Origin of the sequence: Halotalea alkalilenta, from assembly GCF_001648175.1 — a bacterium.
GTDB lineage: Bacteria > Pseudomonadota > Gammaproteobacteria > Pseudomonadales > Halomonadaceae > Halotalea > Halotalea alkalilenta_A.
In genome coordinates, this window is the sequence record NZ_CP015243.1 from 2,638,253 (window position 1) to 2,658,089 (window position 19,837).

At 61.0% G+C, this 19,837-nt stretch carries 20 protein-coding genes; 9 read left to right on the forward strand and 11 right to left on the reverse strand.

The features are described from left to right. Window positions 1-36: 36 nt before the first annotated feature. Window positions 37-372, forward strand: a complete 336-nt coding sequence (locus A5892_RS11745; protein WP_064122960.1) for a hypothetical protein — start codon at window positions 37-39, stop codon at window positions 370-372. A 125-nt stretch (window positions 373-497) separates the two neighbouring features. Here A5892_RS11745 and A5892_RS11750 read toward each other — a convergent pair whose 3' ends face one another. Both A5892_RS11750 and A5892_RS20260 read right to left on the reverse strand, forming a co-directional pair. Further along, window positions 498-851, reverse strand: a complete 354-nt coding sequence (locus tag A5892_RS11750) for a hypothetical protein (protein WP_064122961.1) — start codon at window positions 849-851, stop codon at window positions 498-500. 371 nt (window positions 852-1,222) lie between these two features. Then, entirely contained in the window at window positions 1,223-1,468 is a 246-nt protein-coding gene (locus A5892_RS20260; RefSeq protein ID WP_150123533.1) for a hypothetical protein, read from the reverse strand. A gap of 44 nt (window positions 1,469-1,512) precedes the next feature. On the opposite strand from A5892_RS20260, the gene metE reads away from it, so the two are divergent. Then, complete coding sequence (gene metE, locus A5892_RS11760; protein ID WP_064122963.1) at window positions 1,513-3,816, forward strand: 5-methyltetrahydropteroyltriglutamate--homocysteine S-methyltransferase; 2,304 nt, start codon at window positions 1,513-1,515, stop codon at window positions 3,814-3,816. Window positions 3,817-3,843: 27 nt separating this feature from the next. Here metE and A5892_RS11765 read toward each other — a convergent pair whose 3' ends face one another. From A5892_RS11765 to A5892_RS11780, 4 genes are all read right to left on the reverse strand, one after another. Continuing rightward, complete coding sequence (locus tag A5892_RS11765; protein WP_064122964.1) at window positions 3,844-5,337, reverse strand: tripartite tricarboxylate transporter permease; 1,494 nt, start codon at window positions 5,335-5,337, stop codon at window positions 3,844-3,846. 31 nt (window positions 5,338-5,368) lie between these two features. After that, window positions 5,369-5,800 (reverse strand): tripartite tricarboxylate transporter TctB family protein, encoded by a 432-nt coding sequence (locus tag A5892_RS11770; RefSeq protein WP_064122965.1) that lies wholly within the window; start codon window positions 5,798-5,800, stop codon window positions 5,369-5,371. Between the two features lie 20 nt (window positions 5,801-5,820). Beyond that, window positions 5,821-6,768, reverse strand: a complete 948-nt coding sequence (locus tag A5892_RS11775; protein ID WP_064122966.1) for a tripartite tricarboxylate transporter substrate binding protein — start codon at window positions 6,766-6,768, stop codon at window positions 5,821-5,823. Between the two features lie 349 nt (window positions 6,769-7,117). Beyond that, window positions 7,118-8,044 (reverse strand): TauD/TfdA dioxygenase family protein, encoded by a 927-nt coding sequence (locus A5892_RS11780; RefSeq protein WP_064122967.1) that lies wholly within the window; start codon window positions 8,042-8,044, stop codon window positions 7,118-7,120. A 369-nt stretch (window positions 8,045-8,413) separates the two neighbouring features. Between A5892_RS11780 and A5892_RS11785 the strand changes: the two genes are divergently transcribed. From A5892_RS11785 to A5892_RS11795, 3 genes are read left to right on the forward strand one after another with little or no spacing between them, the layout of a single operon-like run. Next, on the forward strand, window positions 8,414-9,451 hold the full coding sequence (locus tag A5892_RS11785) for an ABC transporter substrate-binding protein (RefSeq protein ID WP_064122968.1): 1,038 nt from the start codon (window positions 8,414-8,416) through the stop codon (window positions 9,449-9,451). After that, window positions 9,438-10,253: an ABC transporter ATP-binding protein gene (locus A5892_RS11790; protein WP_064122969.1), complete on the forward strand. Its 816-nt coding sequence runs from the start codon at window positions 9,438-9,440 to the stop codon at window positions 10,251-10,253. Before A5892_RS11785 ends, A5892_RS11790 begins: the two co-directional genes overlap by 14 nt. Beyond that, the gene (locus A5892_RS11795) at window positions 10,250-11,125 is read left to right on the forward strand and encodes an ABC transporter permease (RefSeq protein WP_064122970.1); all 876 of its coding nucleotides are present in this window, start codon (window positions 10,250-10,252) and stop codon (window positions 11,123-11,125) included. The genes A5892_RS11790 and A5892_RS11795 overlap by 4 nt, the downstream gene beginning before the upstream one ends. A gap of 55 nt (window positions 11,126-11,180) precedes the next feature. On the opposite strand, the gene A5892_RS11800 is transcribed toward A5892_RS11795, so the two are convergent. From A5892_RS11800 to A5892_RS11815, 4 genes are all read right to left on the reverse strand, one after another. Continuing rightward, window positions 11,181-11,570: a hypothetical protein gene (locus A5892_RS11800; protein WP_064122971.1), complete on the reverse strand. Its 390-nt coding sequence runs from the start codon at window positions 11,568-11,570 to the stop codon at window positions 11,181-11,183. A gap of 31 nt (window positions 11,571-11,601) precedes the next feature. Further along, window positions 11,602-12,111: a hypothetical protein gene (locus tag A5892_RS11805; RefSeq protein ID WP_064122972.1), complete on the reverse strand. Its 510-nt coding sequence runs from the start codon at window positions 12,109-12,111 to the stop codon at window positions 11,602-11,604. Between the two features lie 151 nt (window positions 12,112-12,262). Continuing rightward, complete coding sequence (locus A5892_RS11810; RefSeq protein ID WP_064122973.1) at window positions 12,263-12,733, reverse strand: universal stress protein; 471 nt, start codon at window positions 12,731-12,733, stop codon at window positions 12,263-12,265. Window positions 12,734-12,983: 250 nt separating this feature from the next. After that, window positions 12,984-13,454: a universal stress protein gene (locus A5892_RS11815; protein ID WP_064122974.1), complete on the reverse strand. Its 471-nt coding sequence runs from the start codon at window positions 13,452-13,454 to the stop codon at window positions 12,984-12,986. 339 nt (window positions 13,455-13,793) lie between these two features. On the opposite strand from A5892_RS11815, the gene A5892_RS11820 reads away from it, so the two are divergent. The 4 genes from A5892_RS11820 (at window position 13,794) to A5892_RS11835 (ending at window position 17,063) form a co-directional block, all read left to right on the forward strand. After that, window positions 13,794-14,276 carry a hypothetical protein gene (locus A5892_RS11820; protein WP_064122975.1) on the forward strand — a complete coding sequence of 161 codons (483 nt, stop codon included), beginning with the start codon at window positions 13,794-13,796 and terminating at the stop codon, window positions 14,274-14,276. 117 nt (window positions 14,277-14,393) lie between these two features. After that, window positions 14,394-14,801, forward strand: a complete 408-nt coding sequence (locus A5892_RS11825) for a hypothetical protein (protein WP_064122976.1) — start codon at window positions 14,394-14,396, stop codon at window positions 14,799-14,801. Between the two features lie 260 nt (window positions 14,802-15,061). Then, the gene (locus tag A5892_RS11830; RefSeq protein ID WP_064122977.1) at window positions 15,062-16,570 is read left to right on the forward strand and encodes an argininosuccinate lyase; all 1,509 of its coding nucleotides are present in this window, start codon (window positions 15,062-15,064) and stop codon (window positions 16,568-16,570) included. 157 nt (window positions 16,571-16,727) lie between these two features. Next, window positions 16,728-17,063: a hypothetical protein gene (locus A5892_RS11835; RefSeq protein ID WP_064122978.1), complete on the forward strand. Its 336-nt coding sequence runs from the start codon at window positions 16,728-16,730 to the stop codon at window positions 17,061-17,063. A gap of 1,265 nt (window positions 17,064-18,328) precedes the next feature. On the opposite strand, the gene A5892_RS11840 is transcribed toward A5892_RS11835, so the two are convergent. Next, window positions 18,329-19,783, reverse strand: a complete 1,455-nt coding sequence (locus A5892_RS11840) for a CoA transferase (protein WP_082890426.1) — start codon at window positions 19,781-19,783, stop codon at window positions 18,329-18,331. Window positions 19,784-19,837: the final 54 nt, after the last annotated feature.

Genomic DNA, 19,837 nt, shown 5'->3' on the forward strand with positions numbered 1-19,837 from the left:
CATCTCGTCCCAGGCGCGAAAATGAGGAGCCGAACCATGGATGACAGGCGTATCCGCTCGAATAGAGGGCGAGACGAGGATGAAGATATCGATACTCATGTAGACGCGAGCGCAAGGAATATCGAGGCGCTCGATCCAGACGCGATCGATGGCAATGCCAGTAGCGAGCATGCGTCCGATCTACCCGATGAGTTCGACGATTACGTCGAACTGGTGCAGGAGCGTGGGCTGGACGAAGACGAGCGAGCGCTGCAGGAAAAAGAGCGATATCTCGAGCAGCAAACTGAAACCACCGATGCCGATGAAGAGGGTATCGAGGCCAGCATCAAACGGCTGGACTTCGAAGAAGACGACGAGCAGGGGCGGCAGTAGCGCCTGACGCTCTGCACGCAGCGGCGCGCCCCTCAAGGGCGTCAAAGCCCGTTGCGTGCTTCGACTCGCCGCGCTGGTCCGGGGTGCTCGGGCACGCGCACCCATCAGCCGCGGCTTCGACGCGGCTATTGAGTCACGCAAGACCTGACCACGCCGATGAGTCCGAAGTCGTCCCCATAGCGCTGCCTCAATAGCAGAATGCTCTTGCCTCGGGCCTCCGGCAGCGACCTGGCGATCGTCGCGATCGAATAGACCTTGCGCGGGTCTCCGGAATGGCGGACGTACTCGCAGGTGTACTGGTGCGCGCGTAGCGACACCGAGTGCTGGAGGCGATAAGCGGGCCAGCACAGCACCACCGTGCAGAACTCCCAGAGCGCGGCCCGCTGGACGCGGCCGGCGAAAGTCCAGGCCGAGGCGTGCAGCAGCCCGGCGAACAGATAGGCAAGGACCAGGAGGGCGACGAGCGAGGGTAGAAGCATCGGGGGCCGCCGGTTCGAAACGTTGAAGCGCTCGACGTTAGGCACCTTTGGAGCGCATTTCAAGCATTAGATCGCCGCCATCGACGATTACTCAGCCATCGGCTCGACCACCGCTGGAGCGCTCGGGTCACTTTATCTTGATAAGAAAATCTAATGACTGGATCTGTGGATCATTTTTTACGATAAAGGCCGTGTCCAGTACCGCTTTACACCAGTTTCAATCTATACAACTCGATGACCGGCCTCTTACAGTGGTTACAGATGAGGCGAAGGATGCTGAAAGGGCATCAAGGACGATGCCAGGGAATCTGGTTCAGGCCAACGAGCATACCGTGGAAAGGGAATCCCCTTCGCCTCATCGGTTTAAAGATTCAATCGTCTGCAGGATTGAAATCGTCAATTTCATCCCCTGTGAAGGAATCGACGATGCGGCAAGGATGCCGATGAAGCAGTCGTATCACCCAGACCGCCCTTTTACAGGGCGGTTTTTCTTTATCACCAACCGATCCCCCGGTAGGACGCTGGATACCGAGTACCGGCAGCACCTCGACGCCGAGTCCGGATGATGAATTTAGTTCAACTGCATCTCCCATTAGTTGCGTTTGATTGATGATCATCCGCTCGCCATGCTGGTCGGCTCAACCTTCAGCGGGAGTCGGCGATGACCATTTCTCACACCTTGGGGTTTCCGCGCATCGGGCGCGATCGCGAGTTGAAGCGCGCCCTGGAGCGCTATTGGCGCGCAGAGTGCTCCGAGGATGAGCTGCGTGAGACCGGCAAGGCGCTGCGCGCAAGCCACTGGCGGATCCAGGCGCAGGCCGGAATCGAACTGCTGCCGGTGGGAGATTTCGCCTGGTACGACCAGGTGCTCACCCATACCCTGATGGTCGGTGCGGTACCGCCGCGGTTTCGTCACGCAGACGACGGGCTCGGTCTGGATACGCTGTTCGCCATGGGGCGGGGCCTGGTGCGCACCGAATGCGGCTGCGCCGGCGACGGCGCCCAGGCGCAGGAAATGACCAAGTGGTTCGACACCAATTACCACTATCTGGTGCCGGAGCTCGAGGCCGAGCAGCGCTTCCACCTGGGCTGGCATCAGCTGTTCGAGGAGGTCGAGGAGGCCATCGCATTGGGTCATCGGGTCAAGCCGGTGCTGCTTGGCCCCCTGACCTATCTGTGGCTGAGCAAATGCGGCGGTCGCGAGTTCGACAAGCTGGCTCTGCTCGATCGCCTGCTGCCGGTCTATCACGAGATTTTCACAAGGCTTGCCGGGCTTGGCGTCGACTGGGTGCAGATCGACGAGCCGGCGCTGGTGCTGGATCTGCCCGATGAATGGCGCCAGGCCTATCGCAGCGCCTACCACATGCTGCGCCAACGAGATGTGAAGCTGCTCCTCACTACCTATTTCGGCCCACTAGAGGACAATCTCGAACTGGCCGCGGGGCTGCCGGTGGATGGCCTCCATCTCGATCTGGTTCGCGGCGATGGCCAGCTCGACCAGCTGCTCTCGTCGGCTGCCTTCGACGGCGATAAGGTGCTCTCGCTCGGCGTGGTCGACGGGCGCAACGTATGGCGCTGCGATCTGGATCGCGCGCTCGAGCAGCTCGCACGCGCGCGCCGCGTGCTTAATGATCGGCTCTGGGTCGCGCCTTCTTGCTCGCTGCTCCACGTTCCAGTGGATCTCGAGCGCGAAACCGGGCTCGACGATGAGCTGCGCCAATGGCTCGCCTTCGCGATCCAGAAGTGCGCTGAAGTGGCCCTTTTGACCCGCGCGGCGCGAGGGGAGGAGAGCGACGAAGTCGAACTCGCCCTGCGCGAGAGTCGCGCGGTGCAATCGGCACGCAGTGTTTCCCGGCGCATCCACCGTGCCGAGGTCAAAGCGCGAGTCGAAGGCATACGCGATGCCCAGGCCCAGAGAAGCGCTCCCTTCGCGCAGCGCATCGAGGCCCAGCGCCGCAAACTGGCACTGCCAAAGCTTCCGACCACGACGATCGGATCGTTCCCGCAGACCAGCGAAGTAAGGCGCACGCGCTCGGCCTACCGGCAGGGCCGGCTCGATGAGGCCGACTACCTGCGCGCGATGCGCGATGAGATCGGCAAGGTCGTTGCCTTCCAGGAACGAGTCGGCCTCGATGTGCTGGTACACGGCGAGCCCGAGCGCAACGATATGGTCGAGTACTTCGCCGAACAGCTCGAAGGCTACCTGATCACCCGCTTCGGCTGGGTGCAGAGCTACGGCTCGCGCTGCGTCAAGCCGGCGATCATCTATGGCGACATCACCCGGCCCGCGCCGATGACCGTCGATTGGATCAGCTATGCGCAAAGCCTGAGCAAAAAGCCGATGAAGGGCATGCTGACCGGCCCGGTGACCATGCTGGCATGGTCCTTCCCGCGTGAGGACGTCTGCCGTGAAACCCAGGCGCAGCAGCTCGCCCTGGCGCTGCGCGACGAGGTCTGCGACCTGGAAGCGGCCGGCATCGATATCATCCAGATCGACGAAGCGGCCTTTCGTGAAATCCTGCCGCTGCGCCGGCGCGACTGGCAGCATTACCTCGACTGGGCGGTCAAGGCTTTCCGGATTGCCAGCAGCGGGGTGAAGGACTCGACGCAGATTCACACCCACATGTGCTACAGCGAGTTCAACCAGATCATCGAAGCGATCGCGGCGATGGACGCCGACGTGATCACTATCGAGACTTCCCGTTCGCAGATGGAGCTGCTGCGCGCCTTCGAGGCGTTCGAGTACCCCAATCAGATCGGACCCGGCGTCTACGACATCCACTCGCCGCGCGTGCCGAGCGTGGCGGAGATGGTCGAGCTGCTCGAGAAGGCGGCGGTGGTGCTGCCGGTCGAGCGGCTGTGGGTCAACCCCGACTGCGGACTGAAGACCCGCGGCTGGCCGGAAACCGAAGCGGCGCTTGTAAACATGGTGGATGCGGCGAGATCCGTCCGACGTATCCTTTAGTCGGCAGCCCATGACCGCGGCCCGCGATCATGGGCGTCGCGTCCTGAGCCACTTGAACAGCGGAGAAAGCAGGGTCGCAAGCGCCAGCAGCAGCAGCACGGCGGTGACCGGGCGGGTGTAGAAGATCTCCAGACTGCCCTGGGACATGATCAGTGCGCGCCTCAGGTTGCTCTCCATCATCGGCCCAAGGATCATTCCCAGCACCAGCGGGGCGACCGGGAAATCGTAGCGCTTCATCGCATAGCCGAGCATGCCGGCGAGGAACATCACGATCACATCGAAGAACTGGTTGTTGAGCGCGTAGGCGCCGACCACGCAGAGCACCAGAATCACCGGAATCATCAGGCCGATCGGCACGCTCAGGATCCGGGTGAACAGCCTGATGCAGCTCCAGCCGATGACGAAGATCAATACATTGGCCAGCAGCATGCCGATGAACAACGTGTAGACCAGCGGGCCGTTGTTCTCGAACAGCATCGGTCCGGGCTGAAGACCTTGCACCAGCAGAGCCCCGAGCAGCACCGCGGTGACCGCGTCGCCGGGGATGCCGAGGGTCAGCAGCGGCACCATCGCACCGCCGGTGAGACTGTTATTGGCGGCCTCAGGGGCGGCGACGCCCTTGAGCGAGCCCTTGCCGAAGCCCTCGGGGTCCTTGTCGAAGCGTTTGGCTTCGTTGTAGGCGACGAAGGCGGCGACATCGGCGCCCGCGCCGGGAATCATCCCGATTCCGGTGCCGATCCCGGTCGAACGCAAGAGCGTCACGATCAGCGACTTGAACTCCTTCCAGCTGAGACCGGCCTTGTCTTTCACGGTCTTCACCATCTGGCCGGTGGCTGCTCGTACCGCGCTCGATCCTTCCATCATCCGAAACACTTCCGACATGGCGAACAGTCCGATCATCACGGCGATGAAGCTGATGCCGCCGAGCAGATGCAAACTGTCTCCGCTGAAGCGGGTGATACCGCTGATCGGGTCGAGACCTATGGTGGCGAGCAGGAGTCCGGCGAACCCGGAAATCAGCCCCTTGACCATCGAGCCGCTCGACAACGTCGAGATGATGGACAGGCCGAACAGGGCCAGGGCGAAGGTTTCCGGTGCGCTGAAGCGCAGGGCGAAGGCGGCCAACTGGGGCGCGACCAGGATCAGTACCAGTACGCTGATGAAGCCACCGATGGAGGAGCAAAGGGTGGATATCTGCAGCGCTTTGTAGGCCTCGCCCTTGCGGGTCATTGGGTAGCCGTCCAGTACGGTCGCCGCGGCCGCCGGTGAACCCGGTGTATTGATCAGGATCGCGGTGATCGAGCCGCCGTACATCGAACCGAAATACACCCCGATCAGGAACAAGATGCCGGTGGCCGCCTCCATCGCGAAGGTCAACGGCAGCAACAATGCCACGCCCATGGTGGAAGTCAGCCCGGGCAAGGAGCCTACGATGATCCCGACCACCACGCCGAGCAGCAGGAACAGCAGTACTTGCCACTGCGTCGCGAGCATCAGCCCTTGCCCCAACATCTCTAGCATCTTTGACTCCTTGCGCAGTGGTCCGTCTGGTTCATTGCCAAAGCTGGCCAGGAAGCACTTCTATTCCGAGCAATACGGTGAAGAACAGCTGGATGAAGCCAACCAGTCCCAGCGGCAGCAGGATCAGCACCCAGGGGCTGCGCACACCGACGTAGGCGAGCATCGATGGCGCGAGCACCAGGGTGGAGAGCACGAAGCCCAGCCAAGGAAGAGCGGCGACGTAGACCGCGCCGATCGCCATGCCGACCAGGCTCCTGGCGGGCGCGCCGCCGGCGTCGGTGGACGGTCTTCGGCTCAGTGCCAGGGTGAGGCCCAGCAGGATCAGCGCGCCGGTATAAAGGCGTGGCAGGAAGGCTGGGCCGGTACGCTCGATCCCTGGATCGCGAAAGCCGAAGGTGGCGATGAAGGCGGCGGCCGCGACCAGCACGATGATCATACCCAGCGTAAGATTGCGTGTGTTCATGGAGCGCTCCTGGCTAGGGCTCAAGGGGCGAGGCCGAGGGTGGAAAGGGTGCGCTCGAAGAACACCGCCTGCTCATCGAGGAAGCTTGCGAACTCGGCCGGTGGGAGAATCTGGATGCCGAAACCGCGGCTGGCCATGAATGCTTGGAACTCGCTGGATTGCGCCGCCTCGGCGAAGGCTGCGGCCAACTGGTCTATTCGCTCCTGAGGGGTGCCCGCCGGAACCACCAGGCCACGCCAAGTGCCGAACGCTGGGGTGTCCACACCGGCCTCGGTGAAGGTGGGCGCCTGAGGCAGCGCTTCGATGCGCTGCTCGGCCATCACCCCGAGTATCTTGAATTCTCCGCTGTTCACGTAGGGGAGCACCTCGGCGGCACTGACACTGACGGCATCGATATGGCCGCCGAGCAGGGCGGTGATCGCCGGTGCCGCCCCTTCGTAGGGCACGTGGGTGTAGCGGGTGTCGGTGGCGTGGCCGAAGGTTTCGGCGGCGACGTGCCAGATCGAGCCGGTGCCGGAATTGCCCATCAACAGGGCATTCGGGTGCTCCCTGGCATAGTCGAGGAACTCGTTGATCGTGTCGTAGGGGGCGTCCCAGCGTACGGTGATCGCCGCCGGGTCGTAGTTGACCAGCATGATCGGTGCGAAGCCGCGGTGGTCGATGTCAGCCAGCCCCAGCGACTTGAGAATCGCCAGCTCCGCGACCACCATGGTGAGCGTCTCGCCATCCGCTGGTGCGTTGGCGCCCTGGAACATGCCGATCGCGCTGCTCGCCCCGGGCAGGTTCTTGACCCCGATCGGCGCGCCCAGCGCTGGCTCGGCCTGGGTCGCCAGTACCCGCGCGACCGTGTCGGTGCCGCCGCCCGGCGCGGTCGGCACGATCAGGGTGAGCGGCCGTTGCTGGCCCTCGCCATCGCCGCCGCAGCCGTGGATCATCAGCAGTGCGAGCAGCAGTAGAGCTCTTTTCATTCGACTCCCCGTCGATGCGCACGCCATGCCCGCTAGCCTGCGGGCCTAGCACGGCGATGGAGGAAGCCCTGCGATGGGCGACCCGGGGATGATTGAAAAGTATTACTAATAAGGCAACTAGACCAAGGTCCGAGCCAGTCTCATCTCGGTCGCAGCCGATGCATGAAAGCCGGCGGTGGCCTAGAGGGGCGAGGGCGCTTGTACGCAGTCGCGCTCAATTTCCGGCGCAGGGTGATTAGTGGTCGACTATCGGCTTTTCACCTAAGCCGGCCAATCGAAGACATTAGCGGCTGGGCGGGACGCGCGGCTTGCTTGACCACGCCACCAAGCCCACTCATCGAAGTACTAGTCATGCTCCTGCATGGCTCGTGCTCAATTCGGCGTGCAGGTGGAGAAACGGCCTGTCGCCCTTGATCGTTACCCGCTCTCCATAGCGCGGGTGGGGATGGTAATCGTAGATCGCCAGGTGCTGCGTGCTGCGGTTGTCCCAGAATGCGACCGAGTTCGGGCGCCACTGAAAGCGGACCTGGAATTCCGGGCGCTCGAGATGGCGGTAGAGCAACTCGAGCAAATCGCGGCTTTCGTCGAGCGAAAGCTCCTGGATGGCATGGGTAAAACCGCGATTGACGAACAAAATCTTGCGACCAGTCTCAGGGTGGGTGCGAACCACCGGGTGCACTGCACGCGGATAGTCGGTGCCATTGCGATAGCCTTGGGCGCTACGGTCGAGCAACGGTTTATTGCCCTGCCGGCGGCGATAGGTCGACTCTCCCGAGTGCTCGGCGGTGAGGCCCTCGAGGAAGCGCTGGAAGGCGGGGGAGAGCGCGTCGAATGCGGCTGCGGCGCTGGCGAACAGCGTATCTCCCCCGACCGGCGGGGTCTTGGTCAGGTAGAGAATGCTGCCGAGCGGCGGCTCTTCATCGCAGGAGACGTCCGAGTGCCAACGGTCCCCGGTCACCGAACGCTTTTCACCGCGCTGCACCGCGCGATCGTCGAGACTCGAATTCTCGTCGGCGGCGATCGGCATGATCTCGGGATGGCCTTCGGGGCCGACGACATGGGGGTGGATGTGCAGTTCACCGAACCTTCTCCCTAGCGCCACATGACGTTCGCGAGACAGCTGCTGGTCGCGGAAGAACAGCACCTGGTAGCGATTGAGCGCTTCACGCAGCGCAAGATACTTATGCTGGTCGAGTTCGGCAGACAGATCGATTCCTTCGACGAAAGCGCCGATGATGGGTGTGGCGGGGGTCAGCGAAAAAGATGTTTGGCTCATGGCGGATTGGCACTCTGCGCTTGCCTGACAGGGAAGGGGGAGATATCGATGGACATGCAAGGTATTTGAGACGCGACGGCCCATCAGTCTAGTCACAACATTCAGCATGAAGAACTACACATAGATAATGTCGTTATTCCGTATGTCGCATAAGCGTTGCCTAAAATCCGCTGATGTTCCCCGGCTCGTCACGCTTGGTCGGTAGGCGCGGGTGTTGAGATCGACGCCAAGTCATTTCCAATAAATTCATTCCATTTCGATATTACTTATTCTCTGGTCATCGATAACTTCAGAGCTTTTTATACCTTATCGCCTAATAACGAAGGCGTTATCTTGTCGAGTCCCTCGTGTCGTATTTAGGAGTTCTCGATGTTCTTGCCTTTGCCACGCGCCCGATTCATCCATCGCCTAATGCTCGGCGCGCTTGCGCTGGCCTTGGCGACCGCCTTCTCGCTTGGCAGCCGTGCCCAAGCGGACGAGCGACTCACCATCGGGGAACAGTTCGGCCTGCCTTACCTCCTGTTCTTCGTCATGCGCGATCAAGGATTGATCGAGAAACATGCAGCCGACCGTGGGGTCGAAGGCCTGGAAGTGGACTGGCGGCAGATCTCCGGTGGTGCGCAGATGAACTCGGCGCTGCTCTCCGGCTCGATCGATATCGGTGCCGCCGGGGTCGGTCCGCTCCTGACCCTGTGGGATCGAACCTACGGTAACGCCGATGTCCGTGCGATCGCTGCGCTCGGTAGTGCTCCGATCGAACTGGTCACCAACCAGGAACGGATCAAGAGTCTCGCTGACTTCACCGCACAGGACCGCATCGCGGTACCGGCAACCTCGGTTTCGGTCCAGTCACGCATATTGCAGATGGCCGCGGCCAAACAGTTCGGCGAGGACCAGTGGCAGCGGCTCGAGCCGCTCACAGTGTCGATGTCGCATCCCGAGGCAGCGGCGGCGATCATCTCGGGCGGCACCGAGATTACCGGGCATATGGCCAATCCCCCATTCAACTACCAGGAACTCGAACGCCCCAACACCCATGTCGTACTGAGCTCCTACGATGTGCTTGGTGACAATGCTTCGGCCAATCTCGCTTTCGCCACCAAGCGCTTCCGCGAAAGCCGCCCGGAGGTCTATGCCGCTTTCCTCGATGCACTCGAGGACGCCTCGCGCTTTATCGCCGCCCATCCGGCGGAGTCGGCGGAGACCTTCAAGCGGGTCACGGGCTCGAATCTCGACACCGGTTTCGTTACTTCACTGCTCGAGAAGCCCGAGTTCAACTTCGCCATCACACCGCGGCACACCTATCCGCTCGCTGAATTCATGCATCGCGTCGGCGCGATCAAGCAAAACCCGCAGTCGTGGCAGGACTATTTCTTCCCAGAGGTGCACGCAGATGGCGGCAGTTGAGCAGAGCCTTCCCCGGTCCGCGCCGCTGGCGGAAAGCGCGCCCGCGCCGCTGCTGCGCGCTGAGGCGGTCGATCTCGAGTACCGGGATGGTGGGCGGCAAGTCCAGGCGACTCATCAGGTGAGTTTCGAGCTCTACCCAGCGGATCGGTTCGTCCTGCTTGGCCCCTCCGGCTGCGGTAAATCCACCCTGCTCAAAGCGGTGGCGGGATTCATGCGTCCGGCTGCCGGGCGGATCGTTCTCGATGGCCGACCGGTAGAAGGCCCAGGGGCGGATCGCATCGTGGTGTTTCAAGAGTTCGATCAGTTGCCGCCTTGGAAGACGGTGTTGCAGAACGTGATGTTCCCGCTCGTCGCCTCGCGCGTGCTCAAGCGCTCGGACGCGCGGGAGCGGGCGCTCGACTGTCTCGACAAGGTCGGTCTTTCTCGTTTCCGCGATGCCTATCCGCACCAGCTGTCCGGAGGGATGAAGCAGCGCGTGGCAATCGCACGCGCGCTGGCGATGCAGCCCAAGATCCTGCTGATGGATGAGCCCTTCGCCGCGCTCGACGCCCTGACCCGGCGCAAGATGCAAGAAGAGCTGCTCGCGCTGTGGGACGAGGTGCGTTTCACCTTGCTGTTCGTCACTCACTCGATCGAGGAAGCGATGGTGGTGGGCAATCGTACCTTGCTGCTCTCACCGCACCCTGGGCGCGTGCGCGCTGAACTCGACTGTACTGAGTTCGGGCTCGAAAGCGGCGGCAGCGAAGCATTCCAGCGCAAGGCGCAGCACATCCATTCTCTATTGTTCGAGGTACCGCGATGAAAACCACCCCACCGATTCGCGGGGAGTACGAATACACTCTCGAGCCATTGCCGGAGCGGCGTCAGGTCAGGGTGCTGGACTGGCGAGCGCGGCTCGGCGAACAGGGCTGGCTGCGCAAGCTCTTGATCGTGGCCCTGCTGGTGTTGGGCTGGGAGCTGATCGCGCGTCACTTCGCCAATCCGCTGCTGCTGCCCAGTGCCAGCGATACTTTGACAGCGGTGACGGGGGGCCTGGCCAGCGGAGAACTGCCGGTGCGGGTATGGGGATCCTTGGCAGTCCTGCTCAAGGGCTATGCGATCGGCATCGTGCTCGCGCTGGCATTGACCTCGCTGGCGGTGATGACCCGCTTCGGCCGTGACCTGCTGTCGACCCTGACCTCCATGTTCAGCCCGCTGCCGGCGATCGCGCTGCTACCGATCGCGCTTTTGTGGTTCGGTCTTGGTGAGGGTAGCTTGATCTTCGTGCTCGTCCACTCGGTGCTGTGGCCGATGGCGCTCAACGTCTTCACCGGTTTCCAGAGCGTGTCACCGACGCTGAAGATGGCCGGCCGTAACTACGGACTGCGCGGGCCACGCTTGGTCGCGCACATCCTTATTCCAGCAGCGCTGCCGTCGATCTTTTCCGGGCTCAGGATCGGCTGGGCATTCTCCTGGCGCACGCTGATCGCAGCGGAGATGGTATTCGGCGCTTCCAGCGGCCAAGGCGGCCTCGGTTGGTACATCTATCAGAACCGCAACGAACTGATCACCGACAACGTGTTCGCAGGGCTCGCGATGGTGATCGTGATCGGTCTGCTGGTAGAGAACCTACTCTTCGATAATCTCGAGCGCTTGACCGTTCGACGCTGGGGAATGAGTGCCGAGCAGCATTAGGCTTGTTCTGAACGATCGCCGAGCGCAGAGGTTATGCGGGAAACGAGACTGGCACTCACTTTTTCTGTCGCAGCTCGAATCCCCTGAGTACCACGAAGGCGATCAAGGTGCACAAGAACACGACCAGATACATCCAGGCGATGCTCTGCAGCGTGCCCACTACGGTACGGTAGATCTCGAGCGTCCAGCGCTCGGCATTGAGTGCGAGTTGGGATTCATCCGAGCTCGGCGGATTGATGTAGCGCTCCAAGCTATAGATGCGAACTCCACCAGAGACCCCGACGACGTAGGCGGCAAAGGTGATGTAACGATGCCAGGCGGCGCTTATGTCCGCATTGATGATTCGCGTGAGAATCGCATTGATCGAGCTGTCGAACAGTTTGACGACGCCATAGGAGACGAGCAGGGCGACCACGAAAGTCGCCAGCAATAGAGTGAAGAACATGCAGCACCCTCTTTCGACGTTTCCTGATCCATCAGCTCATCTCCGGTCGCTTCTTCGCCCGGGCTAATCTCTTGCGAATGTTCTCGGGTATTGGACCGATGGTGTAGTCCTTTACGTACTGGCCAGTCGTAGCCTTGCAGGTTGCCGCACGTAACCGGTAATCCTGTTCGATCTGGACCCACTTTTCGCAAAATGCGATTTCCTGATCGAAGTCCCGGGCCTTGCGGCTCAGGATCGCGACGCGGAGAAAGGCATCGGGTTTTACCGCGGGGGGAGCCTCGCTTTGCTCAAGGCCGGACACTGCCTGCCAATAGCGAGAGCCCTCCTCGATAGCCGCTGCCTTCATCGCATCCAGGTCGTGTTTGTGCGCCTCGATATCGATGGTCATGGCTTTTTTCGATGATGCGGCAACCGATAAAGAAGTCGAATCCTGTGACAGTACCTCTTTGGCCAGCGCCGCCACATCCACTGGGGATGGGGCGGTTTGCCGGTCCGTCGAGTTCGACTTGCCGATGCTCAGCAGTTTCTTGACCCACTTCACCTTATCTCCTTAGCCAGCGGCGATGCATGCGCGGGGAATGAGATGAAGCCAGGGTAGCGAGAACGCTCGAGGAGGACCACAGCGGAGCGACGGCGAATACCATCGTTCGCAACGCTTTCCCATCGACCCCGGTGTCGCGGCATGGCTCGGTCTACCCTCGCGAGGTGAGCACGGGAATGGGGGAGCTTCGCACCACGCGCTCTGCCGTCGAACCCACCAGTACGCGCTCCAGGCCGCTTCGACCATGGGTTCCCAGGATGATCATGTCGGCTCCGACCCGCTGGGCTTCACCGATGATGATTTCGTAGGCCACACCACCGGAAACCACACGGCTTTCGATATCTTTCAGGCCATTTTCATCATCTGATTGGAAATTAAGGGCGACGAATTCGCTCAGTTTTTTCTCGGCCTCCTTGACTATCTCTCCATTGAGTTGCCCTGGATCCACACCGGAAGCCAGAAGAGGATCTTGCCAATAAAGCGAGCTGTCGACGAGGCTCGCGACATGGATGACATACAGCTTGGCGCCGGAAAGCTGGGCAAGCGTAGCGGCGATCGACGACGCCTTGGCCGAGCCTTTCGAGAAATCAGTGGCGAACAGCAGGGTATTCAATGAGTTCATGACCGTCTCCATTATTGCGTTGGTGGCGTGTGGATGCGTCGAGGCTTGGGAACAAACGCTTTCCTACATTATTTCAGTTGGGCAGGAGTGGATAGATCGCATCCTGAAGCGAATTGCCGCATCGCGACCAAAGTCTACTCTCCCGGCTCTCGGCGCTTAGTGCCGAAAAGCTCCCAACTCGCTGCATCGAGTCGAAGGTCTACCGCTACCTCACCGCTCGGCACTCCCACGCTCATCACGCACCGGCTGCTCATCCTCGGGAGGTGAGCACCGGTATGGGGGAACTGCGCATTACCCGCTCAGCCGTCGATCCCATCAGTACGCGCTCCAAACCGCTGCGCCCATGCGTGCCCAATATGATGATGTCGGCACCGATTCTCTCAGCCTCTTCGATGATCGATTCATGGGGCATGCTCGCTTTGATCACACGGCTTTCGAGGTTCTCCACGACACCTGTTTCAGCGGATTTGAAGTAGCGGGTGACGAACTCGTCCAATGCCTTCTCGGATTCCTTGACGATCGTTTCATTCATCCGTTTCTCATCGGCGCCGGATACGGCGAAGTCGGTAGCCCCATAGAGGAATCTCTCGATCAGGATGGCGGCATGGATGACATGCAACCTGGCCCCGGAGAGCCGCGCGAGCGTGGCCGCGGCCGCGGAAGCCTTGGCGGCGCCGGAGGAGAAATCGGTGGCGAACAATAGTGTCTTCAGCGAGCTCATGGTCGTCTCCAGTCTACTGGTCGACTGCGTGATAGCCTTTTTCGATCCTTATAGGTTCTTTCCAGGCGATGCCCTTTCACCTTATGCCAGCTGCAACTGAGTGGATAGCCGCCGCCTTGACGCAAATTGTCGCACTGCGATCAAAGTTCAATCCCCATGGGTGGCCGCTCGCGCCTTAACCTGCGCTATCGCCGCAGGGTCGTTTGCGTCTTAGGATGGTAGGCCAGGACCGAGACGTCGCTTCAAGGAACAGCGCTTGGCCTCGTCGTCTCGCCACCTTTCCCGATCGGTGCCACGGAAAGCCGAAACCTGATCATCCGCGATCCCCAGGAGCGTTTTGTGCCGGACATAGATGACTTGCGAACAGCGTACAAGAAGAAAAACGATATCCTCCGCCGCCATTGGGAGGATATGGAGAACCTGGCTCTTCAGCTCGAGCAGGGATTTGCAGAGTATCTGGGAGTCTCTGGCCAGCACCTTCAACTGGGCGATGAGCGTATCCCTTATGTCGAAATAGGCCGCAACGAGGGAGGGGAATTCGTTTCCCATCGCAATGGTGGGCTGCAGCGTGATCAGGACAAACTCCTGGTGATGTTCAGGATCGCCGTCGATGAGGCGCCAGAGGCCTACCCGAAAGAGCTTCTCCTGATAGATATCACGATCAGGAAGGTGAATGAGGCATTTCTCGTCGCCTTCGAAGATGGCAAGGGCGCGCATCCCACGTCTATCCAGAAAAGCGTCGAAGATGAGGAGCTCGCGTTGGTATACGAGCGAATTTCCGAGGTCCTGCTCGAGAGGCTGAATTTCGACGACCTTGCCTAGGAGTTCCTGTGAAGACTGAAAATAACTAATTGAATAAAAAAAATAACGGCAACGAGCAATTGGGTTACCTCCTATGTCCTAGGCTCCTCCCTGAATGGAAAATTCAGGGATGGTGATATGAAGAAACAGTTCTCGGTTTTGCTTTTCTCCTCTCTGGTCGCCCTTGCGGGCACCTCCACTGCGATTGCACAGACCAGCACCACGACGACGGGCAGCGCGCAGACTGCGACACCCACCGAGCAGCAGACGCAAACGCCTGCGGGCACGGCTTCCCAGAATGACCAGAACGGCATGGATAGCTCGACCAGCCAGCAGCCCGGTGGAAATCTGGGCGAGGATGGCGTGAACGAGGGGCAGTCGGCGCAAGGAGGGCAGGGAGCCGCCACTGGCACGCAAGGCGCTGCCGACAGCAATCAGCAGCGTGATATGCAGCCAGAAGACGAGAACAGCATCGACGGCATCAGGCAGAAGGCCTCCGATACCTATGATAGTGCGAAGGAGAAAGTCCAGAGCCTCGGTAACTAAGCGTCTCGGTGACTCTCTCGGTAACCAATGGATAAGAAGGATGTCGTGCTGAGTGCGTCACTTTTCCCGCCCCTTATTGCAAAGGGGCGGGAATTTCATCCTCAATCCTGCGAGACGAACAAGGGCGAGAGAATGGAAAGCCTCGCGATGTTCGATCCATATACGACCATCGGTATCACGAGCTGTGATGGACTATGGGAGCATTTTCTTCAGCTGTCTGATAATTAAGATGAAAAGCTCTCTCCCATATCGAGCACAGCATGAAACACTCCTTGACGACCTTGGGCCTTGCCGTGGCTATGACCTGCTCCTTGAAGCTAGGGGCCGCCGACACTTCCCCACGCGATGAGTTTTTTTGGCTGGGGGAGATCAACAAGGCTTCCGTGGTGATCAATAGTGAACAAGGGTTGCTCGACGAAACCCTGGCACCCGAGTTGGCGGCGGCGATCGCCCAGGTGCTGGAGCAAGGACGAGCGCCCGGCGCCGCGCGCCCCTCGACGGTGATCACTTTCGAGCCACTGTTGATCCAGGCTGCGGGGGAGGAGGTGACCCTGCTGCACGCGGGTCGTTCCAGCCAGGACATGCATGCGACCTACCGATCCGCCATGCTGCGGGACAAGCTGCTCGAACTGGCTGCGCAGCTGCATCAAGCCACCGGCACGCTGGTGGCGCTGGCGGACCAGCATGCCGAGACCATCGTGCCCAACTACACCAATGGCGTGGCGGCGCAGCCCAACAGCTTCGGTCACTATCTATTGGGTCATGCCGCGGGTCTGCAGCGAGATGCCCAGCGCATCCGGGAAGCCTACGCTCGCATCGATCGATCTCCCATGGGCACTACCGTGCTCAACGGCACCGGATGGCCGCTGGATCGTCAGCGCATGGCCGACTATCTGGGCTTTTCCGCTCTGCTGGACAATGCCTATGACGCTTCGCAGATCGCCTCCATGGAGCAGCCGGTGGAGGTTGCTGGCATCGTCACCAGCATCGCGCTGCATGCCGGCAACTTCATCGAGGACGTGCTGACGCAGTACGCCCAGACCCAGCCTTGGATTCTGCTGGAAGAGGGCGCAGACAACACCTATGTATCGAGCGCAATGCCGCAGAAGCGAAATCCCGGCCTGCTCAACAGCACGCGCAGCGATGCATCGACGGCCTTGACCCTGGCCATGGGCCCGGTAATCCAGACGCACAACATCACCCCAGGCATGAGCGACCCCAAAGACATCGGACGTAATGCCGCGATGGTGGACAGCGCCATCTCGGTATTGAACAAATGGGATCGCGTCCTCCGGGCCCTGGTGATCGACTCCCAGCGGGCACTCGAGGAGCTGAACAGCGATTGGACCGCTTCGCAGGAGCTGGCCGACGTACTGATGCGCGAGCATGGTCTGCCTTTCCGTGTCGGTCACCACTTCGCGTCAGAGGTGGTGTCCTATGCCAAGCAGCACAGCATCAAACCGCTGGATTTTCCCTACACCGAGGCGCAGCGCATCTATGCGCAGAGCGTAGGACACGATGGTCATCCGACCGAACTACCAATCAGCGAGGAGCGCTTTCGCGCCGCGCTCGATCCAGCGGCCATCGTCCGCAATAGAGCGACGATCGGTGGTCCACAGCCTGCTGAGATGGAGCGCATGCTGGCCGCCGCCAGCGAGGACCTGAGCGCCCAGCAGTCATGGATCACCGAGCGCCGGGCGCAGATCGATCAGGCCCTGGCCACATTGGATCAGGATTTCGCTCGTCTGGCCGAGAGGGCCTCGCGCTGAGAGGTCGAGCGAAAGATGGGGCAAAGGAGCGATTTTCTTTCGACCAGGGGGGGTCAACTCCTTGGTGGGATTGAAGATGGACTCCGCTTGGGGGCTTGTCGGCCATTGGAGGCGGCGCTATAAGGTTTGGCTTTGAACCCCAAGTGAGGAGCAGTCGATGCGCAACGTTGGCAAGAATTGGTTGGTGGCGGCCATTGTCGTGCTGCTGGGCGCCTGCGCCAGTCGGGGCTCCTACATGCAGCCTTATCACGTGAACCAGATCCAGCCGGGGGTCACGACCGCCAGCCAGATGGTTGCGCGCTTCGGTGAACCGCAGGAGCGCAGCCAGGACGCCCAGGGCCGGCCAGTGATGCGTTGGGTCTATGAGTCGATCAACCCGTTCGGCCGTCTGCGCGAGCGCCAAGTGCTCGAGGCCACCCTGAACAACGATCAGCGGGTGGCGAGCTATCGGATGAACGAGGGTAGTGGCCGGGCGGCTGCCCAGCTGCCCTGAATCCCGCGGTATCGCCATCTAAACAGGCGGGCGTCCGCTGGGTGCAGCTACACACACTTCACCGACCAAGAAGGGGCGCCACCTGCTACAGGTGGCGCCCCATTTCGATTTCACGACGACCGGCATTTGCTCGTGCCATTCGGTTGCTCACTATCACGACCTGATTAACTAATCCTAATGCGCTTGCGCTCGAAGTATCGGGAGCTCTCCGCCGCGGCCGCTGATGCGCCCCTTCATCTGATTTTTTTGAGTAAGGGGAGAGTAAGAGAAGCTCATAAAGACTGTGTAGCGTCACTAACTTGGCATGCGTGGAGATTTTTACTTCAACGGATAGCCAGACGGGCTCCGCCGTCGCTTTCCCGGGTCTTGCTCGGCCGGCGAGCCCAGCTCCCAGCAAGCCGCACGCTCCTGTGACGCTCACGACGACGAGGGCATGGCCGTGAAAGATCACATCCACGTTTGGATCTCTGTTGGCACGTTGTACATGATTGCGCTGGCGCTATTTCTGACAGCATGAACCAGCGGCGTGCTGATATCCCTTGCCGTGGGATAGCTGCAGGCCGTCGGTTCACGCAGCGACATCACCCAACAAGCTCTCGTAGGGGATCTTCATCCCTTCGTGCAGCTGCTTGATCATGCGCAGGCTCAGTTTGCGCTTTCATTGCGCTCGATCAGGATGGCGAGGATTTACCATCTCGTCGACTCGTGAATACCGACAAAGCGAATCCAGGCGACCTGTCAGGTACAGCGAACGGCGACGATGACCTAGTATTCGTTGCCGCCGGTGATGATAGGTCGTTTTTCATCTGTATTAGCTCATGTGGCGTTCCATTGCATGTTTTGTAATCAACAGGAGATCTAGGGCTACTAGCCTAAAGTCTGTTGCACCTTTGATTGATCAATATTTCATCCACCGACAATGCAGGAGATAGCCGTGCGTAAAATACCAATGCTCACCGCAGGGGCATCACTGCTGGTATCGCTCTACTCCGGCGTGGCCCTGAGCCAGACAGCGTCAGTCACACCGGGATCGGAAGCTGGTGCAGCTGCCCCGACGCTGTCCAGCGCTCCGGTAGTCAATGTCCCTTCAGCGGCTTCGACGACTGCCGGCACCTTGGCGGCTACTGCCGGCACGACCGGTACCAATGGAACAACCGGTACGACTGGAACTACTGGCACTTCAGGCACCAACTGAGTGACCAAGGATAACCCCATAGAGCCCGCCGCCCTTTAAAGCGGCGGGCTTTTCTATGTGGTGGGCAATCTCAGTCGAGCCACGCAGCCCGCCCGCTGCCCAATTCGGGAGTCGTTCCGAACCAGCGGGGCGGTGTCTCGGACATACGAACCACTGGTCCCAAGCTTTTGAGATCGCCCCAGCAGGTTCCGTCATCGCGCACCGAAAGCGCCTCGAACTCTCGAGGGGTCAGCCGGCCGGGCGCGTGGTCGAATCGCGCCAGCAGGCCTTGACGTTGCAGGAGCATGGCGGACTGGCACAAAGACACCTGCACGCGGTAAGTTCCGCCTTCCCTGGCGCGGCGCGCCAGCGCGATCATCGCGCCGAAGGTTCCGAGAAAACCGGTGATGAAATCGCACATGAAGACCGGTGTCAGCTTGGGTTGACCTGCGCCGACCGCCATGCCTTGGGTGTGGCATATGCCTGTTACGGCCTGCGCCACCTGATCCCAGCCAGCCCGCTCAGCAAATGGTCCGCCGGAGCCAAAGCAGTTGACGCTGACATGCACGAGGCCCGGGCGGAGCGTTGTTAGTTCATCGACGCCAAAGCCGTGGGCCTGGAGCCGGCCCGGCCGATAACCATCGATGAATACATCGGCGTCTCGCACCAGTTCCCGCAGTCGCCGCGCTTCGTCGGCACGGGTGAAGTCGAGAAAGCAGCTGCGCTTGCCATGGCTCGTGTCGCGAACGAAAGCCGGTACCTGGGGCAATGAGGGTGCCGTCACCATCAGTACATCGGCGCCGTGCTCGGCCATGCCGAGGCCCGCAGTCGGACCGGCCAGGATACGTGTCAGGTCCAGTACCCGAATCCCCGATGCGGGCTGGTTGCCCCCAGGCAGCGGCTGCGGGGCGCTATCCGCGAGCTTGGTGATCTCCACGACCGGGCGAGACGCCAGATAGGCCCCATGCGGGTGCGCCAACCATTCCTCCGGTGTGCGAATCTTACCTGCGCAAGCGTGCGCAGTGGCAATCGCATCCTCGAGCTCATCCGAATTCCATCGGCTCACGCCTTCGGCCACCGACTCCGGGGTACTCTCGCAGCCCAGTACGTCCAGCACGCGCCGCTCCAGATGCGGCAAGTTGGTGTGCGGCAGAACCCATCGACCATCGGCTGCACGCCAAGGCTGCGTGAGCGAGATCATGTGCCTGAATTCCGGCGATGAAGGGATCGGCTGATACTTCCCCAGCGCATCGCGCCTGAGCGTCATGTCGCCGCCCGCCAGCGAGGTTGCCGCTGCCGCCCGCACATCCACGCTGATGGACTGGCGACGCCCCGTTCGAAGCTCCCAGAGATCGTTGGCGGCTACCGCGCGGGCCGCCAGCGCATCGGCCGACGTCTCCCCGATGCGAAACGGAGACTGGAACAGGGGATCCTCACCGGTGATCGTGACTTCTCCCTGCTTCAGCGGCTTCGCGGCTCGAATCTCCATGAGCTCGGCAAAGGCAGCTGTTCGTCCCATGGCATGAGTGGTTCCTTCATCGCTCATTGTTCAAACTCCTGTGCTCTCGACTTCCAGTTCGGCTGCCGCTTTGTCATGGCA